The organism is Sphingopyxis sp. (genome assembly GCF_035944815.1).
Classification (GTDB): domain Bacteria; phylum Pseudomonadota; class Alphaproteobacteria; order Sphingomonadales; family Sphingomonadaceae; genus Sphingopyxis.
Map to the genome: position 1 here is coordinate 488,024 of NZ_DASZAU010000009.1, position 18,631 is coordinate 506,654.

Annotated in this window: 16 protein-coding genes; all 16 read left to right on the plus strand. The window is 67.0% G+C overall.

Annotation, left to right across the window (positions count from 1 at the left end; genetic code table 11):
- Window positions 1–164 precede the first annotated feature (164 nt).
- The 16 genes from VGU00_RS13010 to ftsZ all read left to right on the plus strand — a co-directional run bounded on the left by VGU00_RS13010 (window position 165) and on the right by ftsZ (window position 18,581).
- Complete coding sequence (locus tag VGU00_RS13010) at window positions 165–665, plus strand: division/cell wall cluster transcriptional repressor MraZ (protein WP_327457489.1); 501 nt, start codon at window positions 165–167, stop codon at window positions 663–665.
- Window positions 662–1,645 (plus strand): 16S rRNA (cytosine(1402)-N(4))-methyltransferase RsmH, encoded by a 984-nt coding sequence (rsmH, locus tag VGU00_RS13015; protein ID WP_327469137.1) that lies wholly within the window; start codon window positions 662–664, stop codon window positions 1,643–1,645. Before VGU00_RS13010 ends, rsmH begins: the two co-directional genes overlap by 4 nt.
- Window positions 1,639–2,244, plus strand: coding sequence for a hypothetical protein (locus tag VGU00_RS13020; protein WP_327469139.1), 606 nt, complete (start codon window positions 1,639–1,641; stop codon window positions 2,242–2,244). Before rsmH ends, VGU00_RS13020 begins: the two co-directional genes overlap by 7 nt.
- On the plus strand, window positions 2,241–3,929 hold the full coding sequence (locus VGU00_RS13025) for a penicillin-binding protein 2 (RefSeq protein WP_327469141.1): 1,689 nt from the start codon (window positions 2,241–2,243) through the stop codon (window positions 3,927–3,929). The genes VGU00_RS13020 and VGU00_RS13025 overlap by 4 nt, the downstream gene beginning before the upstream one ends.
- Window positions 3,929–5,368: a UDP-N-acetylmuramoyl-L-alanyl-D-glutamate--2,6-diaminopimelate ligase gene (locus VGU00_RS13030; protein ID WP_327469143.1), complete on the plus strand. Its 1,440-nt coding sequence runs from the start codon at window positions 3,929–3,931 to the stop codon at window positions 5,366–5,368. The genes VGU00_RS13025 and VGU00_RS13030 overlap by 1 nt, the downstream gene beginning before the upstream one ends.
- Window positions 5,365–6,741 (plus strand): UDP-N-acetylmuramoyl-tripeptide--D-alanyl-D-alanine ligase, encoded by a 1,377-nt coding sequence (locus VGU00_RS13035; RefSeq protein ID WP_327469144.1) that lies wholly within the window; start codon window positions 5,365–5,367, stop codon window positions 6,739–6,741. Before VGU00_RS13030 ends, VGU00_RS13035 begins: the two co-directional genes overlap by 4 nt.
- The gene (gene mraY / locus VGU00_RS13040) at window positions 6,741–7,811 is read left to right on the plus strand and encodes a phospho-N-acetylmuramoyl-pentapeptide-transferase (protein ID WP_327469146.1); all 1,071 of its coding nucleotides are present in this window, start codon (window positions 6,741–6,743) and stop codon (window positions 7,809–7,811) included. The genes VGU00_RS13035 and mraY overlap by 1 nt, the downstream gene beginning before the upstream one ends.
- Window positions 7,808–9,112 carry a UDP-N-acetylmuramoyl-L-alanine--D-glutamate ligase gene (murD, locus tag VGU00_RS13045; RefSeq protein ID WP_327469148.1) on the plus strand — a complete coding sequence of 435 codons (1,305 nt, stop codon included), beginning with the start codon at window positions 7,808–7,810 and terminating at the stop codon, window positions 9,110–9,112. The genes mraY and murD overlap by 4 nt, the downstream gene beginning before the upstream one ends.
- Window positions 9,109–10,350: a putative peptidoglycan glycosyltransferase FtsW gene (locus tag VGU00_RS13050; protein ID WP_327469150.1), complete on the plus strand. Its 1,242-nt coding sequence runs from the start codon at window positions 9,109–9,111 to the stop codon at window positions 10,348–10,350. Before murD ends, VGU00_RS13050 begins: the two co-directional genes overlap by 4 nt.
- On the plus strand, window positions 10,347–11,531 hold the full coding sequence (murG, locus tag VGU00_RS13055; RefSeq protein ID WP_327469152.1) for an undecaprenyldiphospho-muramoylpentapeptide beta-N-acetylglucosaminyltransferase: 1,185 nt from the start codon (window positions 10,347–10,349) through the stop codon (window positions 11,529–11,531). Before VGU00_RS13050 ends, murG begins: the two co-directional genes overlap by 4 nt.
- A complete protein-coding gene (gene murC, locus VGU00_RS13060; RefSeq protein ID WP_327469833.1) occupies window positions 11,531–12,961 on the plus strand; it encodes a UDP-N-acetylmuramate--L-alanine ligase in 1,431 nt (476 codons plus the stop codon). The genes murG and murC overlap by 1 nt, the downstream gene beginning before the upstream one ends.
- The gene (gene murB, locus VGU00_RS13065; protein ID WP_327469154.1) at window positions 12,958–13,857 is read left to right on the plus strand and encodes a UDP-N-acetylmuramate dehydrogenase; all 900 of its coding nucleotides are present in this window, start codon (window positions 12,958–12,960) and stop codon (window positions 13,855–13,857) included. Before murC ends, murB begins: the two co-directional genes overlap by 4 nt.
- Window positions 13,854–14,780: a D-alanine--D-alanine ligase gene (locus VGU00_RS13070; RefSeq protein WP_327469156.1), complete on the plus strand. Its 927-nt coding sequence runs from the start codon at window positions 13,854–13,856 to the stop codon at window positions 14,778–14,780. Before murB ends, VGU00_RS13070 begins: the two co-directional genes overlap by 4 nt.
- Window positions 14,777–15,715, plus strand: coding sequence for a cell division protein FtsQ/DivIB (locus tag VGU00_RS13075; RefSeq protein WP_327469158.1), 939 nt, complete (start codon window positions 14,777–14,779; stop codon window positions 15,713–15,715). Before VGU00_RS13070 ends, VGU00_RS13075 begins: the two co-directional genes overlap by 4 nt.
- 4 nt (window positions 15,716–15,719) lie before the next feature.
- Window positions 15,720–16,976 carry a cell division protein FtsA gene (gene ftsA, locus VGU00_RS13080; RefSeq protein WP_327469160.1) on the plus strand — a complete coding sequence of 419 codons (1,257 nt, stop codon included), beginning with the start codon at window positions 15,720–15,722 and terminating at the stop codon, window positions 16,974–16,976.
- A gap of 153 nt (window positions 16,977–17,129) precedes the next feature.
- A complete protein-coding gene (gene ftsZ, locus VGU00_RS13085) occupies window positions 17,130–18,581 on the plus strand; it encodes a cell division protein FtsZ (RefSeq protein WP_327469162.1) in 1,452 nt (483 codons plus the stop codon).
- Window positions 18,582–18,631 lie beyond the last annotated feature (50 nt).

Consider the following 18,631-nt stretch of genomic DNA (forward strand, 5'->3'; position numbering starts at 1 on the left):
TAGAATCCCTATTTCACCCTAAATTACCCCTTTCCACCCCGATCTATAGTTGATACTCAGGAATCGGAGAGGGGCAATCTCCACCCGTGCCGAACCATCTGGAATCATGCGATTCCGGGGACGGGAAAGTTTTGCCCGGTGGCGCGAATACGGGGGGCAGAGCGATGGCGATTGTGACGCCCGGCCAGTATGCGGGCACCAATTTCGCCGCGATCGATGGCAAGGGACGCATCGCCGTCCCCTCACAGTTCCGCAACAATGTGCCCCTCACTGCGGACGGCCAGCGCGTGCTCTGGGTCGGTTTTCACGAAAAACTGCCCTGTCTGGTGGCCTATGGCCAGGACCAGTATGACCGGCTGAACGGCGAGATCGAACGCGACCGCGAAACCGCGCGGCTGCGCAACCTCGACTTCGACGAGGATGCCGAGTTCAAGAAGCGCTTCAGCTACACCGAGCCCTATACGCTCGACGACAGTGGTCGCTTCCTTCCCAGCTTCATCCACCGCGACCGCGTCGGCGATGCCGGCGCGACGGCTTTTGTGGGCTCGGGGCGTCGCCTCGAAATCTGGTGGCTGCCGACGCTGGCCGAATGTGCCGAGGCCGACCCGGTGCTCCAGCGGCTCGCCGCTTCGTGGGATGCCACGAAAGGGAAGGGGCGCAAGTGACCGACCTTTCCCCCGACCTCCCTCGGGATCCCCGTCACGATCCGGTCCTCCGTGAAGAAGTCATCGCCGCTCTCGCCATCGCCCCGGGTGAGCGCCATGTCGATGCGACCTTCGGTGCTGGGGGCTACACGCGCGCGATGCTCGCTGCGGGCGCCGACGTCGTCGCCTGCGACCGCGACCCCGATGCGATCGCCGAAGGGCAGGCGCTGGTCGAGCAGGCCGGCGGCAAGCTCACGCTGATCCATGGCCGGTTCGGCGAGATCGACCGGCTGCTCGCCGAGCGCGGGATCGATGCGGTCGACGGCATCACCTTCGACATCGGCGTGTCGTCGATGCAGCTCGATCGCGACGAGCGCGGCTTTTCCTTCCAGAAGGACGGCCCGCTCGACATGCGCATGGCGCAGGAGGGCGAAAGCGCCGCCGACTGGCTGAACCGCGCCGACGAGGGCGAGATCGCTGATGTGCTTTTCCATTATGGCGACGAGCGCCAGTCGCGCCGCGTCGCGCGCGCGATCGTTGCGGCGCGTCCGCTGACGCGCACCGCCGAACTCGCGACGGTGATCCGCAAGGCGCTTCGTCATCCGCCGGGCGCGCCCAAGGATCCGTCGACCAAAAGCTTTCAGGCGATCCGCATCCACATCAATAGCGAACTCGACGAACTGGTTGCGGGGCTCAATGCCGCCGAACGCCTGCTGCGTCCCGGTGGCCGCCTCGCCGTCGTCAGCTTTCACAGCACCGAGGACCGGATTGTGAAGAATTTCCTGCGCGAACGCAGCGGAGGCGATGCCGCTGGTTCGCGCCACCGGCCCGCGCCGACCTCTCAGGCGCGGGCCGCAACATTCGAGACCCCGGCGCGCAAGGTGCGGCCGGGCAAGGAAGAGGAAGCGCGCAATCCGCGTGCGCGCTCGGCGACGTTGCGCAGCGCGGTGCGGACCGCTGCGCCGGCGCATTCAACGATGAAGGAGGCGATGTCATGCTGATGGCGGCCCGCAAGCTCCAGGGGATCGGCCTGGTCCTGCTCGTGCTCATCTTTGCGATGATGCTCTACCCCGTGTCGCTGAAAGTCGCGGCAACGCGTAGCGAACTGACGCGCATCGAGCGCCAGATCGACCGGACGCGCGACAATATCCGCTATCTTGAATCCGAACTCGCGGTGCGTGCCTCGATGCGCCAGCTCGAACAGTGGAATGCCGACACCTTCGGCTATTCGGCGCCCGACGCCGGCCAGTATCTCGCGAACGAGCGCCAGCTCGCCTCGCTCGACCGCCTGCCGCGTGCGCGCGGCGCGAACGAAGTGGCGCCGGTGCTGATGGCGATGGTCTCGCCGGTCGGTGCGCCCGTCGCGCCGGCGGACGACGCGCCGAAGCCCGTCCCTGCTGCGGCGAAGCCGACCGCCAAGCCCGTCGTGCTCGCACAGGCCGAAAGCGGGGTCCGCAGCGACACGCCGCCGCGGATGGCGCCGACGCGCCGGCGCGAACAGTTGAAGATGATCGAGGATCAGCTGCTCGCCGAATCGACGCTCGCCGATCTCAAGCGCGCGGCCGCCGCCGAAGCGGCCGGAGGCAAGTCCGGCCGATGAACACGCTGGTCGTCCGTCCGACCCGGGTTCGAACCGCTGGTGTGCGGCAGCAGATATTGCTGACCGCACAACAGCGTTTGATGATGTTGATGCTGCTGTTCGCGGCGGCATTTTTCGTCGTGTCGGTGCGCCTGCTGTTTTTTGCGCTGTTCGATACCTCGTCGGGTAATCACGCCGCGACGGCCTTCATTCCCGCCCGCGCCGATATTGTGGACCGCAACGGCGTGCCGCTCGCGCGCACGATCGATGGCTATTCGATCCGCGTCGTGCCGTCGAAACTTCTCAACAACCGCCAATATCTGGCCGACGAGCTGCACAAGATTTTTCCCGACACGCCGCGCGAAGTGCTGCTTGCCAAGCTCAGCGGGCCGCGTCCCACCTATATCCGCCGTCGTGCGCTGCCCGACCAGGTCGCGGCGGTGAACGCGATCGGCGACGTCGGTTTCGATTTCCCGCGCGAAAAGGAACGCCTCTATCCGCAGTTGACGCTCGCGGCGCATGTGCTCGGCTTCACCGATGCCGAAGGGCATGGCGTGACTGGTGTCGAGGGGGCGTTCGACCAGCGGCTGATCGACAAGGCGACCCGCGGCGACCCGCTGGCGCTGTCGATCGACGCGCGCGTGCAGGGTGTGCTCGAAAGCGAACTCGGCGCCGCGGTCGCCAATCTGGAAGCCATTGGCGGCGCAGGCGTGATCCTCGATGTCCACACCGGCGAAGTCGCCGCGATGACCTCGCTGCCGACCTTCAACCCGAACAAGCTGACCGGCAGCGACCCGGCGACGCGGCGCAACGCCTTCACCTATAATCTTTACGAGCTTGGCTCGACCTTCAAGCCGCTCTCGATCGCCGCCGCGATCGACGACGGCGTGGTGACGAACATGGCGCGCCGCTATGATGCGACCGCGCCGCTGCCGATCGCCGGCTTCCGCATCCGCGACAGCCACCCCGGCCGCTGGTACAATGTGCCCGAAACGCTGATCGAAAGCTCGAACATCGCGACCGCGCGTATCGCCGACGAACTCGGCCGCGAAAATCTGGAACGGCTTTTCCGCAACCTCGATTTCGACAAGCGTCCGCAAATCGACCTCAAGGAACGCGCATTCCCGCTCTGGCCCCGCGACTGGGGCCGCGTGACGACGATGACGACGAGCTACGGTCACGGCATCGCCGTCACCCCGATGCATCTCGCCAGCGCCTATGCCGCGCTCGTCAACGGCGGCATCTATCGCCCCGCGACGCTGATGAAGCTCGGCGACAAGGCGCCGCCGCAGGGGCGCCGCGTGTTCAAGGCGGCGACCAGCGCGCGGATGCGCCAGCTGCTCCGCCTCATCGTCTCCGACGGCACCGGCAAACAGGCGAATGCCCCGGGTTTCCGCGTCGGCGGCAAGACCGGATCGGCCGAAAAGCCGGGCGCGGGGGGGTATCGTCGCCATTCGCTCGTCTCGACCTTTGCCGCGGCTTTCCCGATGGACAATCCGCGCTATGTGGTGATCGTGATGATCGACGAGCCCAAGGGCAACGCCTACAGCTCGGGCCAGCGTACCGCCGGCTGGACCGCGGCGCCGGTCGTGCGCAAGGTGGTGACGCGCGCGGGTCCGATGCTCGGCGTCTTCCCCGACGAAAGCCGCGACGTCGACGTGTCGGAACTCCTCCCGTTGCTGCGTCGGGGCGAGGAAACGCACTGATGCGTCTCGCCACGCTGCTCGACAATCGGGAACTGGAGGGCAGCGATCCCGTCGTCACGGGGCTCGCGATCGATCATCGCAAGGTTGCGCCGGGTACCGTCTTCGGCGCCTTCGTCGGCGAAAAATTCAATGGCGAGGATTTCATCGCGGCCGCTGTCGACGCCGGCGCGGTCGCGATCGTCGCGCGCCCCGAAGCCGTGGTAAAGGGCGCCGTGCATATCGCCGACGCCAACCCGCGCCGCGCTTTTGCACATATCGCGGCGCGCTTCTTTCACCGTTTTCCCGCAACCTGCGTTGCGGTGACGGGCACCAACGGCAAGACCTCGACCGTCGAAATGACGCGCCAGCTTTGGCGGATGGCGGGGTTCAACGCCGCTTCGGTCGGCACGCTCGGTATCACGACCTCGCTCGAGAGCGCCTCGACCGGCCTGACCACACCCGACATCGTGACCTTCCTGTCGAACATGTCGGGGCTCGCCATCGAAGGCGTGACCCATGCGGCGTTCGAGGCCTCCAGCCATGGCCTCGATCAGTATCGCACCGAGGGGCTGCCGGTGAAGGCGGCCGCCTTCACCAATCTCAGCCACGATCATCTCGACTATCATGGGACGATGGAGGCCTATCTCGCCGCCAAGCTGCGGCTCTTTTCGGAGGTCGTCGAACCCGGCGGGTCGGCGGTTGTGTGGGCAGACGACGCCTATTCGTCCGCGGTGATCGACGCGGTCGCGGCGCGCGGCGTGCGCTTGATGACCGTCGGCGCCGGCGGCGAAGCGCTCCGCCTCGTTTCGCGCGAGCCGACCCAGCTCGGCCAGTCGCTCGTCATCGCCGCGGGCGACCTCACGCAGAAAGTCGATCTGCCGCTGATCGGCGCCTATCAGGTCGCCAACGCGCTCGTCTCGGCGGGCCTCGTCATCGCGACCGGCGGCGATGTGGCACAGACGCTCGGCAATCTCGCGCGGCTCCAGCCGGTACGCGGCCGGCTGGAGCGCGCGGCGATCGCCCGGACCGGCGCGCCGATCTATGTCGATTATGCGCATACGCCCGATGCGATCGAGGCCGCCCTCGACGCGCTGCGCCCACATGCGACGGGCCGGCTGATCCTCGTTTTCGGTGCCGGCGGCGACCGCGATCAGGCGAAGCGCCCCGAAATGGGCAAGGTCGCGGCGGCCAAGGCCGACCTGCTCTTCATTACCGACGACAATCCGCGAGGCGAAGACCCAGCGACGATCCGTACCGCCATCGCTGCCGCGGCGCCGGGGGCAGAGGTGATCGGCGACCGCCGCGCCGCCATCGCCGCCGCCATCGCCGCCGCGGGCGCCGACGATATCGTCTGCATCGCGGGCAAGGGGCACGAACAGGGCCAGATCGTCGGGCGCGGCGACGCGATGCGCGTCATCCCGTTCGACGATGTCGCGGTCGCGCGCGAGGAGGCGGCATGAACCCGCTCTGGACCGCGCGCGCCATTGCTGCCGCCACCGGGGGCGCCGCCAGCGCCGACTTCACCGTGCAGGGCGTCGCCTTCGACTCGCGTGAAGTGACGAGGGGCGACCTCTTCGTTGCGATGAAGGGCGAAGTCGCCGATGGCCACGCCTTCATCGACAAGGCGATTGCTGCCGGGGCCGCGGGCATCGTCTGCGAAACCGCGATCGATCATCCGCACGTCCGCGTCGCCGACAGCGCGCTCGCGTTGAATGCGCTCGGCACCGCATCGCGCGCGCGCAGCCATGGCCGCATCATCGGCGTCACCGGCTCGGCGGGCAAGACGGGTACGAAAGAGGCGCTGTTCGCCGCGCTCGACCGCTTCCGTCCGGGTAAGGCGCACCGCTCGGTCAAAAGCTACAACAACCATGTCGGCGTGCCCCTGAGCCTCGCCCGCATGCCGTCGACCGCCGATTTCGGCGTGTTCGAGATGGGGATGAACCACGCGGGCGAGCTTGCCGACCTCACGCGGATGGTGCGCCCGCACGTCGCCATCGTCACGACCATCGCCCCCGCGCATATGGAATTTTTCAGCGGCGAGGAGGCGATCGCCGACGCCAAGGGCGAGATTTTCGAAGGGCTCGAAACCGGCGGCACCGCGATCGTGCCGTTCGACAGCCCGCATTATGCGCGCCTGCGAGCCAAGGCCGAACGCCATGCCGCGCATATCGTCAGCTTCGGGCTGAAGGACGGCGCCGACGTCCGCGCGGTCGACTGGCTGCCCGACGGGCGGGGCGGTTCGCTCGTCACGGCGCAGGTGCAGGATTCGCTACTCTGCTTCACCATCGCGCAGGCGGGGGCGCATTGGGTCGCCAACTCGCTCGCGGTGCTCGCCGCGGTCAAGGCGGTCGGCGGCGACCTGCCGGCGGCGGGGCTGGCCTTCGCCGAAATGGGCGGGCTTGCCGGGCGCGGCGCGCGCCACCGCGTCGCGGTGCCGGGCGGCCACATCCTCGTCATCGATGAAAGTTACAACGCCAATCCGGCGTCGATGGCCGCGACGATCGGCCAGCTCGCGACCGAATCCGCCGACCGCAAGGTCGCGATTCTCGGCGCGATGAAGGAACTGGGGCCGGGCGGCGAGGCCTATCACGCCGACCTTGCGGCTCCGCTCGTCGCGGCGGGAGTGCAATTCGCCCTGCTTGTCGGCGACGAGATGGCGCCGCTCGCCAAAGCGCTTGAGGGGCGCATCGATTTCGAGCATGTGGCCGCCCACTCGGCTGCGACGGCGCGGCTCAAGGATCTGATCCGTCCGGGCGACGCCGTGCTGGTCAAGGGGTCGAACAGCGTCGGCCTGTCGCATGTCGTGACGGCGCTGACCAACGGGGATTATTGATGTTATACTGGCTGGCGGAATGGCTTGGCTTTCCGGGGGTTCTCAACCTCATTCGTTACCTGAGCTTCCGTTCGGGCGCGGCGATCGCGACCGCGCTGATCATCGGGCTGTGGATCGGCCCGCGCTTCATCCTGATGCTGCGCATGCGGCAGGGCAAGGGACAGCCGATCCGCGACGACGGCCCGCAAAGCCACCTCGCCAAAAAGGGCACGCCGACGATGGGCGGGCTGATGATCCTGATTTCGCTGATGATCTCCGCGCTGCTCTGGATGGACCTGTCGAACCGCTTCGTCTGGGCGTGTATCTTCGTCACCGGCGGCTTTGCTGCGGTCGGTTTTCTCGACGATCTCGACAAGGTCACCAAGGCCAGCCACCGCGGGATTCCGGGGCGCGTGCGCCTGCTCATCGAATTCCTGATCGCGGGCGTCGCGGTGTTCCTGATCGTGTCGCGCACCGGCACCGACCTTTATCTGCCGTTCCTCAGCGGTACCGTGCTCGAACTCGGGCCGCTCTATTATGTCTTTGCGATGGTGCTGATCGTCGGCTTCGGCAATGCGGTGAACCTCACCGACGGTCTCGACGGCCTCGCGACCTTCCCCGTCGTCATCGCCAGCATGGCGATGCTGCTAATCGTCTATTTGTCGGGCAACGCCGTCTTCGCGCGCTATCTCGGCATTCCGCACGTCCCCGGCGCGGGCGAACTCGCGATCTTCGCTGCTGCGATCATCGGCGCCTGCCTCGCCTTCCTGTGGTTCAACGCGCCCCCCGCCGCGGTCTTCATGGGCGACACGGGCAGCCTCGCACTCGGCGGTGCGCTCGCGACGATCGCGGTCACCGCGCAACATGAACTTGTGCTCGTCATCATCGGCGGGCTGTTCGTGGTCGAGGCGCTGTCGGTGATCATCCAGGTCTTCTGGTACAAAAGGACGGGCAAACGCGTCTTCCGAATGGCGCCGATCCACCATCATTTCGAGCAATTGGGCTGGCCCGAATCCACCGTCGTCATCCGTTTCTGGATCGTCTCGATCGTCCTCGCACTCGCCGGACTCGCGACCTTGAAGCTGCGGTGATCACCTCGCGCGCCTTTGCTGGCCGCCGCTATGCGGTGCTCGGACTGGCGCGCTCGGGTCTCGCGACGGTCGAGGCGTTGATCGCGAGCGGCGCGGGCGTCACCGCGTGGGATGACCGCGAGGAAGCGCGCGACGACGCGATGGCGCTCGGCGCCGACATCGGCAACCCGACCGAGATCGACCTGATCGGTTTCGCGGGCGTCGTCGTTTCGCCGGGCGTTCCGCTCAACCGGCATCCGATCGCCGCGCATGCACGCGAAGCGCATGTCCCGGTCATCGGCGACGTCGAGCTGTTCGCCGAAGCGCGCGGAGACATGCCACCGCACAAGGTCGTCGGCATCACCGGCACCAACGGCAAGTCGACCGTCACCGCACTGATCACCCACATGCTCGAAAGCGCGGGGCTCCCGACGCTGATGGGCGGCAATATCGGCCTGCCGATCCTGACACGCGAGCCGCTTCCGGAAGGCGGCGTCTATGTGCTCGAACTGTCGAGCTACCAGATCGACCTGTCGCACAGCCTTGCGTGCGACGTCGCGGTGCTCACCAACCTGACGCCCGACCATCTCGATCGCTACGACGGTTTTGCGGGCTATGCCGCGTCGAAGGCGCGGCTGTTCGGCCTCCAGCATCGGGATCAGGTCGCGATCGTCGCGGTCGACGACGACCCGTCGAAGATGATCGCGGGGCGCATCAATCACCGGCTCCACCGCGTGTCGGGCAGGGATATCGACCCGGTCGACCAGGCGCGCTGGCCCGCGTTGCAGGGGCCGCACAACGCCCAGAACGCCGTCTGCGCGATCGCGGTGTGCCGCGTGCTGGGTTTGAACGACGAACAGATCGAACGCGGCCTTGCGACCTACAAGTCGCTGCCGCACCGCATGGAATTGGTCGGCGAAGTCGGGGGGGTCAGCTGGTTCAACGACAGCAAGGCTACCAACGCGGCTTCCGCTGCACCGGCGCTGGCGGCGTTCCCGCCGGCGCCGGACCAGCGTATCCACTGGATCGCCGGCGGGCAGGCGAAGGGTGACGGGCTCGCGGCGTGCCGCCCCTGGTTCGGCCATGTCAAACGCGCCTATCTGATCGGCGAAGCGATGGCGCCTTTTGCGGCCGAGATCGGCGATGCGTTGCCGGTCGATCTGGCGGGCGACATGGCGACCGCGGTCGCCCATGCCGCCGCGGCGGCCAGGCCGGGCGATATCGTCCTGCTGTCGCCGGCGTGCGCGTCGTTCGACCAGTTCAAGGATTATGAGCAGCGCGGCGATGTCTTCCGCGCGGCGGTACAGGCGCTCGATACATGAGCGGGGGGACGGACAATATGGACGCGACGACCGAAAGGCCGGTGATCGCCACCACGACGCGCACGGTCAAGCGGCGCGGCCCGCGCCTCAGCCGCGCCGACCGCACGCCGCTCGGCCTGTGGTTCTGGGAAATCGATCGCGTCCTGCTGCTCCTCGTTTCGATCCTCGTCGCGATCGGGCTCGTCGCGGTCGCCGCTGCCTCGCCCGTCGCCGCGCAGAAACTCTCGACCTCGACCGCGTCGCTCGATCCGCTCTATTATTTCTATCGTCAGCTGATGTGGGTGATGGTCGGCGTTCCCGTGATGCTCGCGGTGTCGATGCTGCCCAAGCCGCAGGCGCGGCGCTTCGCTATCTATGGCACGATCGCCTTCCTGTTCCTGCTCTTCCTCGTGCCGCTGGTCGGGACGTCGGTGAACGGCGCGCAGCGCTGGATCGGAAGCGGCGTGTTCCGCCTCCAGCCCTCCGAATTCCTGAAGCCCTTCTTCGCGGTCGCGCTCGCATGGGTGTTGTCGCTGCGGCTGCACGACCAGAGCCTGCCCGTCGTGCCGCTGGCGCTCGCGCTCACGGGCGTGATCGCGCTGCTCCTCATGGGTCAGCCCGATCTCGGGCAGACGGTCATTTTCGTCGCGACCTGGCTGGTGCTGGTGATGGTCGCGGGGCTGTCGATGCGCATCCTCGCCGGACTTGCGGCGTCGGGTGTCGTCGGGCTCGTGCTCGCCTATTTCTTCTATCCGGTCGCGCAGCAGCGCATCAACATCTGGCTCTTTGCCGAAGGCGACAGCTTTCAGGTCGACAAGGCGCATGCGACGCTCACCGCGGGCGGTCTCATCGGCACCGGCCCGGGCGCGGGTCTCGCCAAATTCCAGCTCCCCGAAGCGCACACCGACTATATCTTCTCGGTCATCGGCGAAGAATTCGGGATGATCGCGTGCATCGCGATCGCGATCCTCTATCTCGCGATCATCGTCCGCGTCCTCGTTCGCCTGCTCGACGAAGAGGACAGCTTCCTGATCCTCGCCGTCGCCGGCCTGATCGCGCAGTTCGGCGGACAGGCGGTGATCAACATGGCGGTGAACACGCAGATCTTCCCGTCGAAGGGGATGACCTTGCCCTTCATCAGCTATGGCGGCTCGTCGTTCATCGCTTTGTCGATCGGCATGGGTTTGCTCTTGTCGCTGACCCGGCGAAACCCCTATGCGGCTCGGGTATCGATGACCCGAAACTGGAACAAGAAATGACCGCAACCCGCCACTTCCTTCTCGCCGCCGGCGGGACGGGGGGACATATGCTGCCCGCCTACGCCCTTGCCGGCGAGCTGATCGCGCGCGGGCACCGCGTCGCGCTGGTCAGCGACGATCGCGGGCTCAGGATTCCGGGGGCTCCCGCGGACATGGAAACGCATGTCCTTCCCGCGGGCCGCGTATCGGGCGGACCCGTCGGCTGGCTCAAGGCCGCGCTCGCGATCCGCAAGGGGCGCCGCATGGCGATCGACCTGATCGATGAATTCGACCCCGCCGTCGTCGTCGGTTTCGGCGGCTACCCGTCGCTGCCCAGCCTGCTCGCGGCGGGCGCGACCAAGCGTCCGCGCGTGCTCCACGAACAAAATGCCGTGCTCGGCCGCGTCAACCGGCTGATGGCGCCGCGCGTCGATGCGGTCGCGGTCGCCTATCGTAATATCCAGCGTTTCCCGGCGGGGCATGAGGCCAAGCTGCACATCACCGGCAACCCGGTGCGCGAAGAGATTGTCGCGATCCGCGAAGATGGCTTCCCCCCGTTGCCGGAGGACGGCATCTTTCGTCTGCTCGTCGTCGGCGGCAGCCTTGGCGCCACGGTGCTTAGCGAAGTTGTGCCCGCGGCGATCGCGATGCTTCCGCGCGCGCTGCTCGACCGGTTGCAGGTCGTGCAGCAGTGCCGCGAGGACGATATCGAGGCCGTCCGCGCCAAATATGCCGAACTCGGCGTCGCCGCCGAATGCGCCTCCTACATCACCGATTTTCCCGAACGGTTGCGCTGGGCGCATATGGTCATCGCGCGCGCGGGCGCTTCGACCGTCGCCGAACTCGCCTGCGCCGGGCGCCCGGCGATCTTCGTGCCCTATCCCAGCGCGATGGACGATCACCAGACTTATAATGTCGTCGACCTGGTCCAGGCGGGCGGGGCGATTTCGTTCCAGCAGCCTGATTTCACCGCCGCCGAGGTCGCCAAACATATCCAGCGCATGGCGCTCGAACCCGGCGTGCTCGAAGACGCCGCCGAACGTGCGGCAGGTTGCGGCCTTCCCAACGCGACGCGCGATCTGGCCGAACTGGTCGAATCGCTTGCCGCGCCGCCGATGATGGATGTGATCCGCGTCGGCGCCGCATCGCGTTCGGCTGCGGTCGCTGGCGGCGTCGCCGCCACCCGCGCAGGAGACAAATGATGCGCGGCGTTGCGACCGACATCGGTACCATCCATTTCATCGGCATCGGCGGCATCGGCATGTCGGGCATTGCCGAGGTGATGCACAATCTCGGCTATCAGGTGCAGGGCAGCGACATCGCCGACTCCTATGTCGTCGAAGGACTGCGGGGGCGCGGGATCAAGGTTGCGATCGGGCATGAAGCGTCGAACGTCGACGGCGTCGCAGTCGTCGTCACCTCGACCGCGGTCAAGCGCGGCAATCCCGAGGTCGAGGCCGCGCTCGCGCAGCGTATCCCCATCGTCCGCCGCGCCGAAATGCTCGCCGAACTGATGCGGCTGAAATCGACCGTCGCTATCGCCGGCACGCACGGCAAGACGACGACGACCAGCCTCGTCGCGGCGCTGCTCGACGCTGGCGGGATCGACCCAACCGTCATCAACGGCGGCATCATCAACAATTACGGCTCGAACGCTCGCCTCGGCGCGTCGGACTGGATGGTGGTCGAGGCCGACGAGAGCGACGGCAGCTTCCTGCGCCTCGATGGCACGATCGCGGTCGTCACCAACATCGACCCCGAACATCTCGATCATTATGGCAGCTTCGACGCGATCAAGGACGCGTTCGTCGAGTTTATCGAGAATGTGCCCTTCTATGGCGCCGCGATGCTCTGCCTCGACCATCCCGAGGTGCAGGCGATCATCCCGCGCATCCGCGACCGCCGGATCGTCACCTACGGCTTCTCGGCGCAAGCCGACGTGCGCGGCACCAATGTCACGCCCGGCCCCGACGGCAACCGCTTCGACGTTGTCGTGCGCGACCGCGACGGGAACAGCCGGACGATCGAGGGCATCCATTTGCCGATGTCGGGCCGCCACAATGTCCAGAATGCGCTCGCAGCGATTGCCGTCGCGCTCCACATGGGTGTCGGCGACGACAAGATCGTCTCGGGCTTCAACGGCTTTGCGGGGGTCAAGCGCCGCTTCACCAAGGTCGGCGAGATCGCCGCGGGCGAGGGCGTCGTCACCGTGATCGACGATTATGCGCACCACCCCGTCGAAATCCGCGCCGTGCTATCCGCCGCGCGCGAAGGGGCGGGGGCAGGGCGCGTCGTCGGTGTCGTCCAGCCGCACCGTTTCACGCGCCTCCGCGATCATATGGACGATTTCCAGCAGGCGTTTAACGACGCCGACATGGTGCTCGCGCTCCCCGTCTACACGGCCGGCGAGGCCCCCATCGAAGGCGTGACGTCGGACGCGCTCGTACAGGGGTTGCGCGATCGCGGCCACCGCCATGCGTCGACCGTCGCCGACGCCGGCGCGCTGGCAGCAACCGTCGCCGACGCGATCCGCGCGGGCAACCTTGGCGCGGGCGACATGATCATCTGTCTCGGCGCGGGCGATATCACCAAGATCGCGGCGGGTCTCGCCACGGCGGTGGAGGCAGCATGAGCGCGGCTGACACACTTCCCGCCGTACGCGGCAAGCTGACGGCAAAGGCGCCGCTGGCGCCGCTCGTCTGGTTCAAGTCGGGCGGCCCGGCCGACTGGCTGTTCGAGCCGAAGGACACCGACGACCTCGCCGATTTCCTGCGCGATCTCGATCCCGCCGTGCCGGTGATGGCGCTCGGGCTCGGGTCGAACCTCATTGTCCGCGACGGCGGCTTCCCCGGCGTCGTCGTCCGCCTCGGCAAGGCCTTCGCCAAGGTGGTGATTGAGGATGGGCAGACGCTAAGCTGCGGCGGCGGCGCTTCTGGCATTCTGGTCTCTTCGACGGCCCGGGATGCCGGTGTCGGCGGCCTCGAGTTCCTTCGTTCCATTCCTGGCACCGTTGGCGGATTCGTCCGTATGAATGGCGGAGCCTACGGCCGCGAGGTGAAGGACATTTTGATCAGTTGCGAGGTCGTCCTGCGGTCAGGTCAGCGCAAATTCCTTGGCCTGGAAGACCTTGGCTATACCTACCGCCATAGCGAACTGCCTGAAGGCGCCGTCGTTGTTGGCGCCACATTTCGCGGCTATCGGGACGATCCCGCCGCCATCCAGGCCGAAATGGACCGCATCTCGGCCAGCCGCGAAGCGTCGCAGCCACTGCGTTCGAAGACCGGCGGCTCGACCTTCAAGAACCCCGACGGGCACAAGGCCTGGCAGCTTGTCGACGAGGCGGGGTGCCGCGGCTTCGCGGTCGGCGGCGCGCAGGTCAGCGAAAAGCACACCAACTTCCTCATCAACACGGGTGAGGCGACGAGCGCCGACATCGAGGCGCTCGGCGAGGAAGTCCGCCGCCGCGTCAAGGACAAGAGCGGCATCGAACTGCAATGGGAAATACAGCGCGTAGGAGTGAAGAAGTGAGCCTGGGTCCTTGGCATGTTGCCGTCCTGATGGGCGGTTGGTCCGCCGAACGCGAAGTGTCGCTGATGAGCGGCAATGACGTCGCCGACGCGCTCGAAAGCCGCGGCCACAAGGTCACGCGCATCGATATGGACCGCGACGTTGCTTTGCGGCTCGCCGAGGCGAAGCCCGACGTCGTGTTCAACGCGCTCCACGGTGTCCCGGGCGAGGACGGCACCGTGCAGGGCATGCTCGACCTGATGGGCCTCAAATATACCCACAGTGGCCTCGTCACCTCGGTGATCGCGATCGACAAGGAATTGACGAAACAGGCGCTCGTGCCGCATGGTATTCCCATGCCGACGGGGACCATGGTCGACAGCGAGAGCCTCTTTACAGTCGACCCTCTGCCGCGCCCTTATGTCCTGAAACCCGTCAACGAAGGCTCGTCGGTCGGGATTGCAATCGTCAAGGACGACAGCAATTACGGCAACCCGATTGCGCGCGATGCGGTCGGTCCTTGGCAGAAGTTCGACCGCCTGCTCGCCGAACCCTTTATCAAGGGGCGCGAACTCACGGTCGCGGTGCTCGGCGATCAGGCGCTCGCGGTCACCGAGCTGCGCGTCAAGTCGGGCTTCTACGACTATGACGCCAAATATACCCCGGGCCTAACCGAGCATATCTGCCCCGCCGACGTCCCCGCCGACGTCGCGCAGCGGATGAAGGATCTGGCGCTGCAATCGCACCGCCTGCTCGGCTGCAAGGGCGCCTCGCGCTCGGATTTTCGCTGGGACGACGAGCATGGCCTCGCGGGCATTTTCCTGCTCGAGGTCAACACCCAGCCCGGCATGACGCCGCTCAGCCTTGTGCCCGAACAGGGGCGCGCCGTCGGCATGGATTATGCCGAACTCGTCGAACGCATCGTGGGGGAAGCGCTGACATGAGCAGTACCAAGATCAAGCGCGCAAAGGCGCCGCCCCGGCGGCCCGCGCGCGCACCGAAAAAACGGCGCAAGGTCCAGCAGTCGCGCCTCAACGCGATCATGAACGCGCTGCCCGTCAGCCCGCAGCGGCTGCAAAAGATCGCCAACTGGACGGTGGGGCTCAGCCTCTGCGCGGTCGCGGCCATCGCCGCGCATGCGACCGGGGTGACCGCCAAGATCCATGAGGAATATGCGCAGGCGGTCGGCCGTGCGGGTTTCCAGGTCAGGAAGGTCGAAGTCGTCGGCGCCGACCGCATCGACCGGCTCAAGGTTTATGACATCGCGCTCGCGCAGAAAGACCGCTCGATGGCCGCGGTCGATCTCGAGGATGTGCGCGGCGACCTGATGAAATATGGCTGGATCAAGGATGCGCGCGTGTCGCGTCGCCTGCCCGACACGCTCGTCGTCGACATCGTCGAGCGTACCCCGGCGGCAATCTGGCAGCATAATAATCGCCTGTCGCTGATCGACGAGAAGGGCGTCGTGCTTGAACCCGTCACCGTCGCGACGATGCCCGACCTGCCGCTCGTCATCGGGCCGAAGGCCAACCAGCGCTCGCAGGATCTCGACCGCTTGCTCGCCGAGGCGAGCAGCCTCAAGGAATTGCTCGCCGGCGCGACCTGGGTCGGCAACCGCCGCTGGGATCTGCGCTTTCGCAGCGGCGAGACGCTCTCGCTGCCCGAAGGCGAGGTGCAGGCGAAGGCCGCGCTCGCCAAATTCGCGCATATGGACGGCGCCAACCGCCTGCTCGGCCGCGGTATCCTCCGCTTCGATATGCGCGATCCCGACCGTTTCGTGCTGCGCCTGCCGCACGAGGGGCAGGTCGCGCCCGCGAAGCTCGACGATGCGCGCGCCGCGGTCGATGCGGTCGCCTCGGCGACGTCGAACGAGGGATAGCGCCATGCCGCCGCCGCGCATCGAAAAGATATTCACCGCACTCGATGTCGGGTCGTGGAAAGTCTGCGCGCTCATCGCGGGGCAGACCGCCGACGGCCAGCTCCATGTGCTCGGCACCGGCCAGCGCGAAAGCCGCGGCGTCCAGCGCGGCTATGTCGCCGACATGGAACAGACCGAGCATATCGTGCGCGAGGCGATCGAACAGGCCGAGCGTATCGCGGGGCTCAACATCGACGATGTCTGGGTCAGCTTCTCGGCGGGCGGATTGCTCAGCGACGTCGCCCCGATCGAAAGCGAACTCGGCGGCCACCGCATCGAGCAGGAGGATATCGACGACCTCCTTGCCGCGGGCCGCGCGGGCATCGATCCCGAAGGCCGCATGATCCTCCATGCGCAGCCGGCGCTCTATACGCTCGACGGCCTCACCGGGGTCAAGAATCCGATCGGCCTCCACGCCGACCGGCTCGGCGTCGACATCCACATCATCATGGCCGACGGCGCGCCGGTGCGGAACCTCGAAGCCGCGGTCCGGCAGGCGCATCTCGACGTCAATGCGGTCGTGGCGTCACCGATCGCGGCGGGGCTTGCCTGCCTCTCCGACGAAGAGCGCGACCTTGGCGTCGCGCTCGTCGAACTCGGCGCCGCGGTGACGACCGTCTCGCTCTATGCCGGCGGCATGCTCGTCGAAATGGTGTCGCTGCCCTTCGGTGCGAGCGACATCACCGACGATATCGCCTCGGCCTTCGGCATCCGGCGCAGCCAGGCGCAGCGGCTCCAGAGCTTCTACGGCTCGGCGTCGGCCAGCCCGCGCGACAATAACGAGATCATCGAGCTCGAGCCCGGCGCGCCGTCGGGCAGCGATTCCCCGCGCATCACCCGGGCCCAGCTCGTCACGGTGATCCGTCAGCGTCTCGACGCGATGATGGGCGAGATCGGCAGGACGTTGAAAGACCTGCATTTCGTCGGCCCGATCGGGCGCCAGGTCGTCCTCGTCGGCGGCGGCGCCGACCTCAAGGGCATCGCCGATTATACGCAAGTCGCGCTCGGCCGTGCCGCGCGCGTCGGGCGACCGCGCGGCTTGCACGGTCTGCCCGATGCGCACAGCGGCCCGGCTTTCGCGACGCTCGCCGGTCTGGTTCTCTATGCGGCGTCGGACCCGGTCGATCTGCGCGATCTGCCGATGATGGCACAGGATGTGTACAAGCCGGCGGGGACTTCGATCCTTCACCGGCTGATGGCCGCATTGAAAAGCAGTTTTTAGTTGCCGCAACGGCAAAAAGGTTAATTTTTTGGGTGATTCCGGCGTCACAATAGTGCAATGCGGTGACAGGAATCCGGACGGCAGGACCACCGTCCGTCTGGGTCGCATGGTGAGGGAAGCGGCACCGGTTCGCCGCTGCAGGGAGACTGATTGATGAGCATCAATATTGGCCCGCCGCAGGTCGATGAGCTGAAGCCGCGCATCGCGGTGATCGGCGTCGGCGGCGCGGGCGGCAATGCCATCGCCAATATGATCGCGGCGCGCGTCGAGGGTGTCGATTTCGTCGTCGCCAACACCGACGCGCAGGCGCTGAACGCTTCGCCGGCCGAACGGCGCATCCAGCTGGGGACGCAGATCACCCAGGGGCTGGGCGCGGGTTCGCGGCCCGAGGTCGGCCGTGCGGCCGCCGAGGAAAGCATCGCGCAGGTCGAAGAGGCGCTGAACGGCGCGCATATGTGCTTCGTTGCGGCCGGCATGGGCGGCGGCACCGGCACCGGCGCGGCCCCGGTCATCGCCAAGGCGGCGCGCGACCGCGGCATCCTCACCGTCGGCGTCGTGACCAAGCCCTTTACCTTCGAAGGCCAGCGCCGCATGCGGTCTGCCGAGGCCGGCATCGCCGAGCTGCAGGACCATGTCGATACGCTGATCGTCATTCCGAACCAGAATCTCTTCCTCGTCGCGAACCCGAACACGACCTTCAAGGAAGCCTTCACCATGGCGGATGAAGTGCTCCAGCAGGGCGTGCGCGGCATCACCGACCTGATGGTCATGCCCGGCCTCATCAACCTCGACTTCGCCGACGTGCGCAGCGTGATGCGCGAAATGGGCAAGGCGATGATGGGCACCGGCGAAGCCGAAGGCGACGGCCGCGCACTCGAAGCCGCGCAAAAGGCGATCGCGAACCCGCTGCTCGACGGTGTGTCGATGGCCGGCGCCAAGGGTGTCATCATCTCGATCACCGGCGGCGAGGACATGCGCCTGATGGAAGTCGACGAGGCCGCGAACCATATTCGCGAACTGGTCGACCCCGACGCCAACATCATCTGGGGCAGCGCCTTCAACGACAATCTCGACGGCAAGATCCGCGTCTCGGTCGTCGCGACGGGCATCGACGGCACGGGCGAAAATGCGCAGGCCGCGCCCGCGACGCGCAGCTTCTCCTTTGCTCCCGCGCGCGCCGCGGCGCCCGCACCGGTGGCCGAGGAAGTGGTCGAACCCGAAGTTCATGAAGAACCGCTGGTTCAGCCCGAACCGGCCGCACAGGACAATGAACCGGCTCCCGGCTTTTCGCTGGGCGATGCCGCCGAAGCTGCGGTTGCCGAGGAGGAGCCGATGGAATTGTCGCAGGTCGCCGCGACCTATGACGATACCGCCGACGAACTGGTCCTCGATGCGCCCGAAGCCGCGCCGGCCGACTATCGCGCGGCACCCGCTGCCGATGCGGCACCCGCGGCCGAGCCTGCTTCGCGCGGCATTGGCGGCGGCACATTGTTCGAACGCATGTCGCGCCTGTCGCGTGGGGCGACACCGCCCGAAGGCGAACAGGATGACAAGGAGGACGGGGTCGATATCCCGCGTTTCCTGGGGCGCCAGAACAACCAGTAACGGGGCATCGAACGGCTGCCCGCTTGGGCACGGCAGGCCGGAAATCGGGA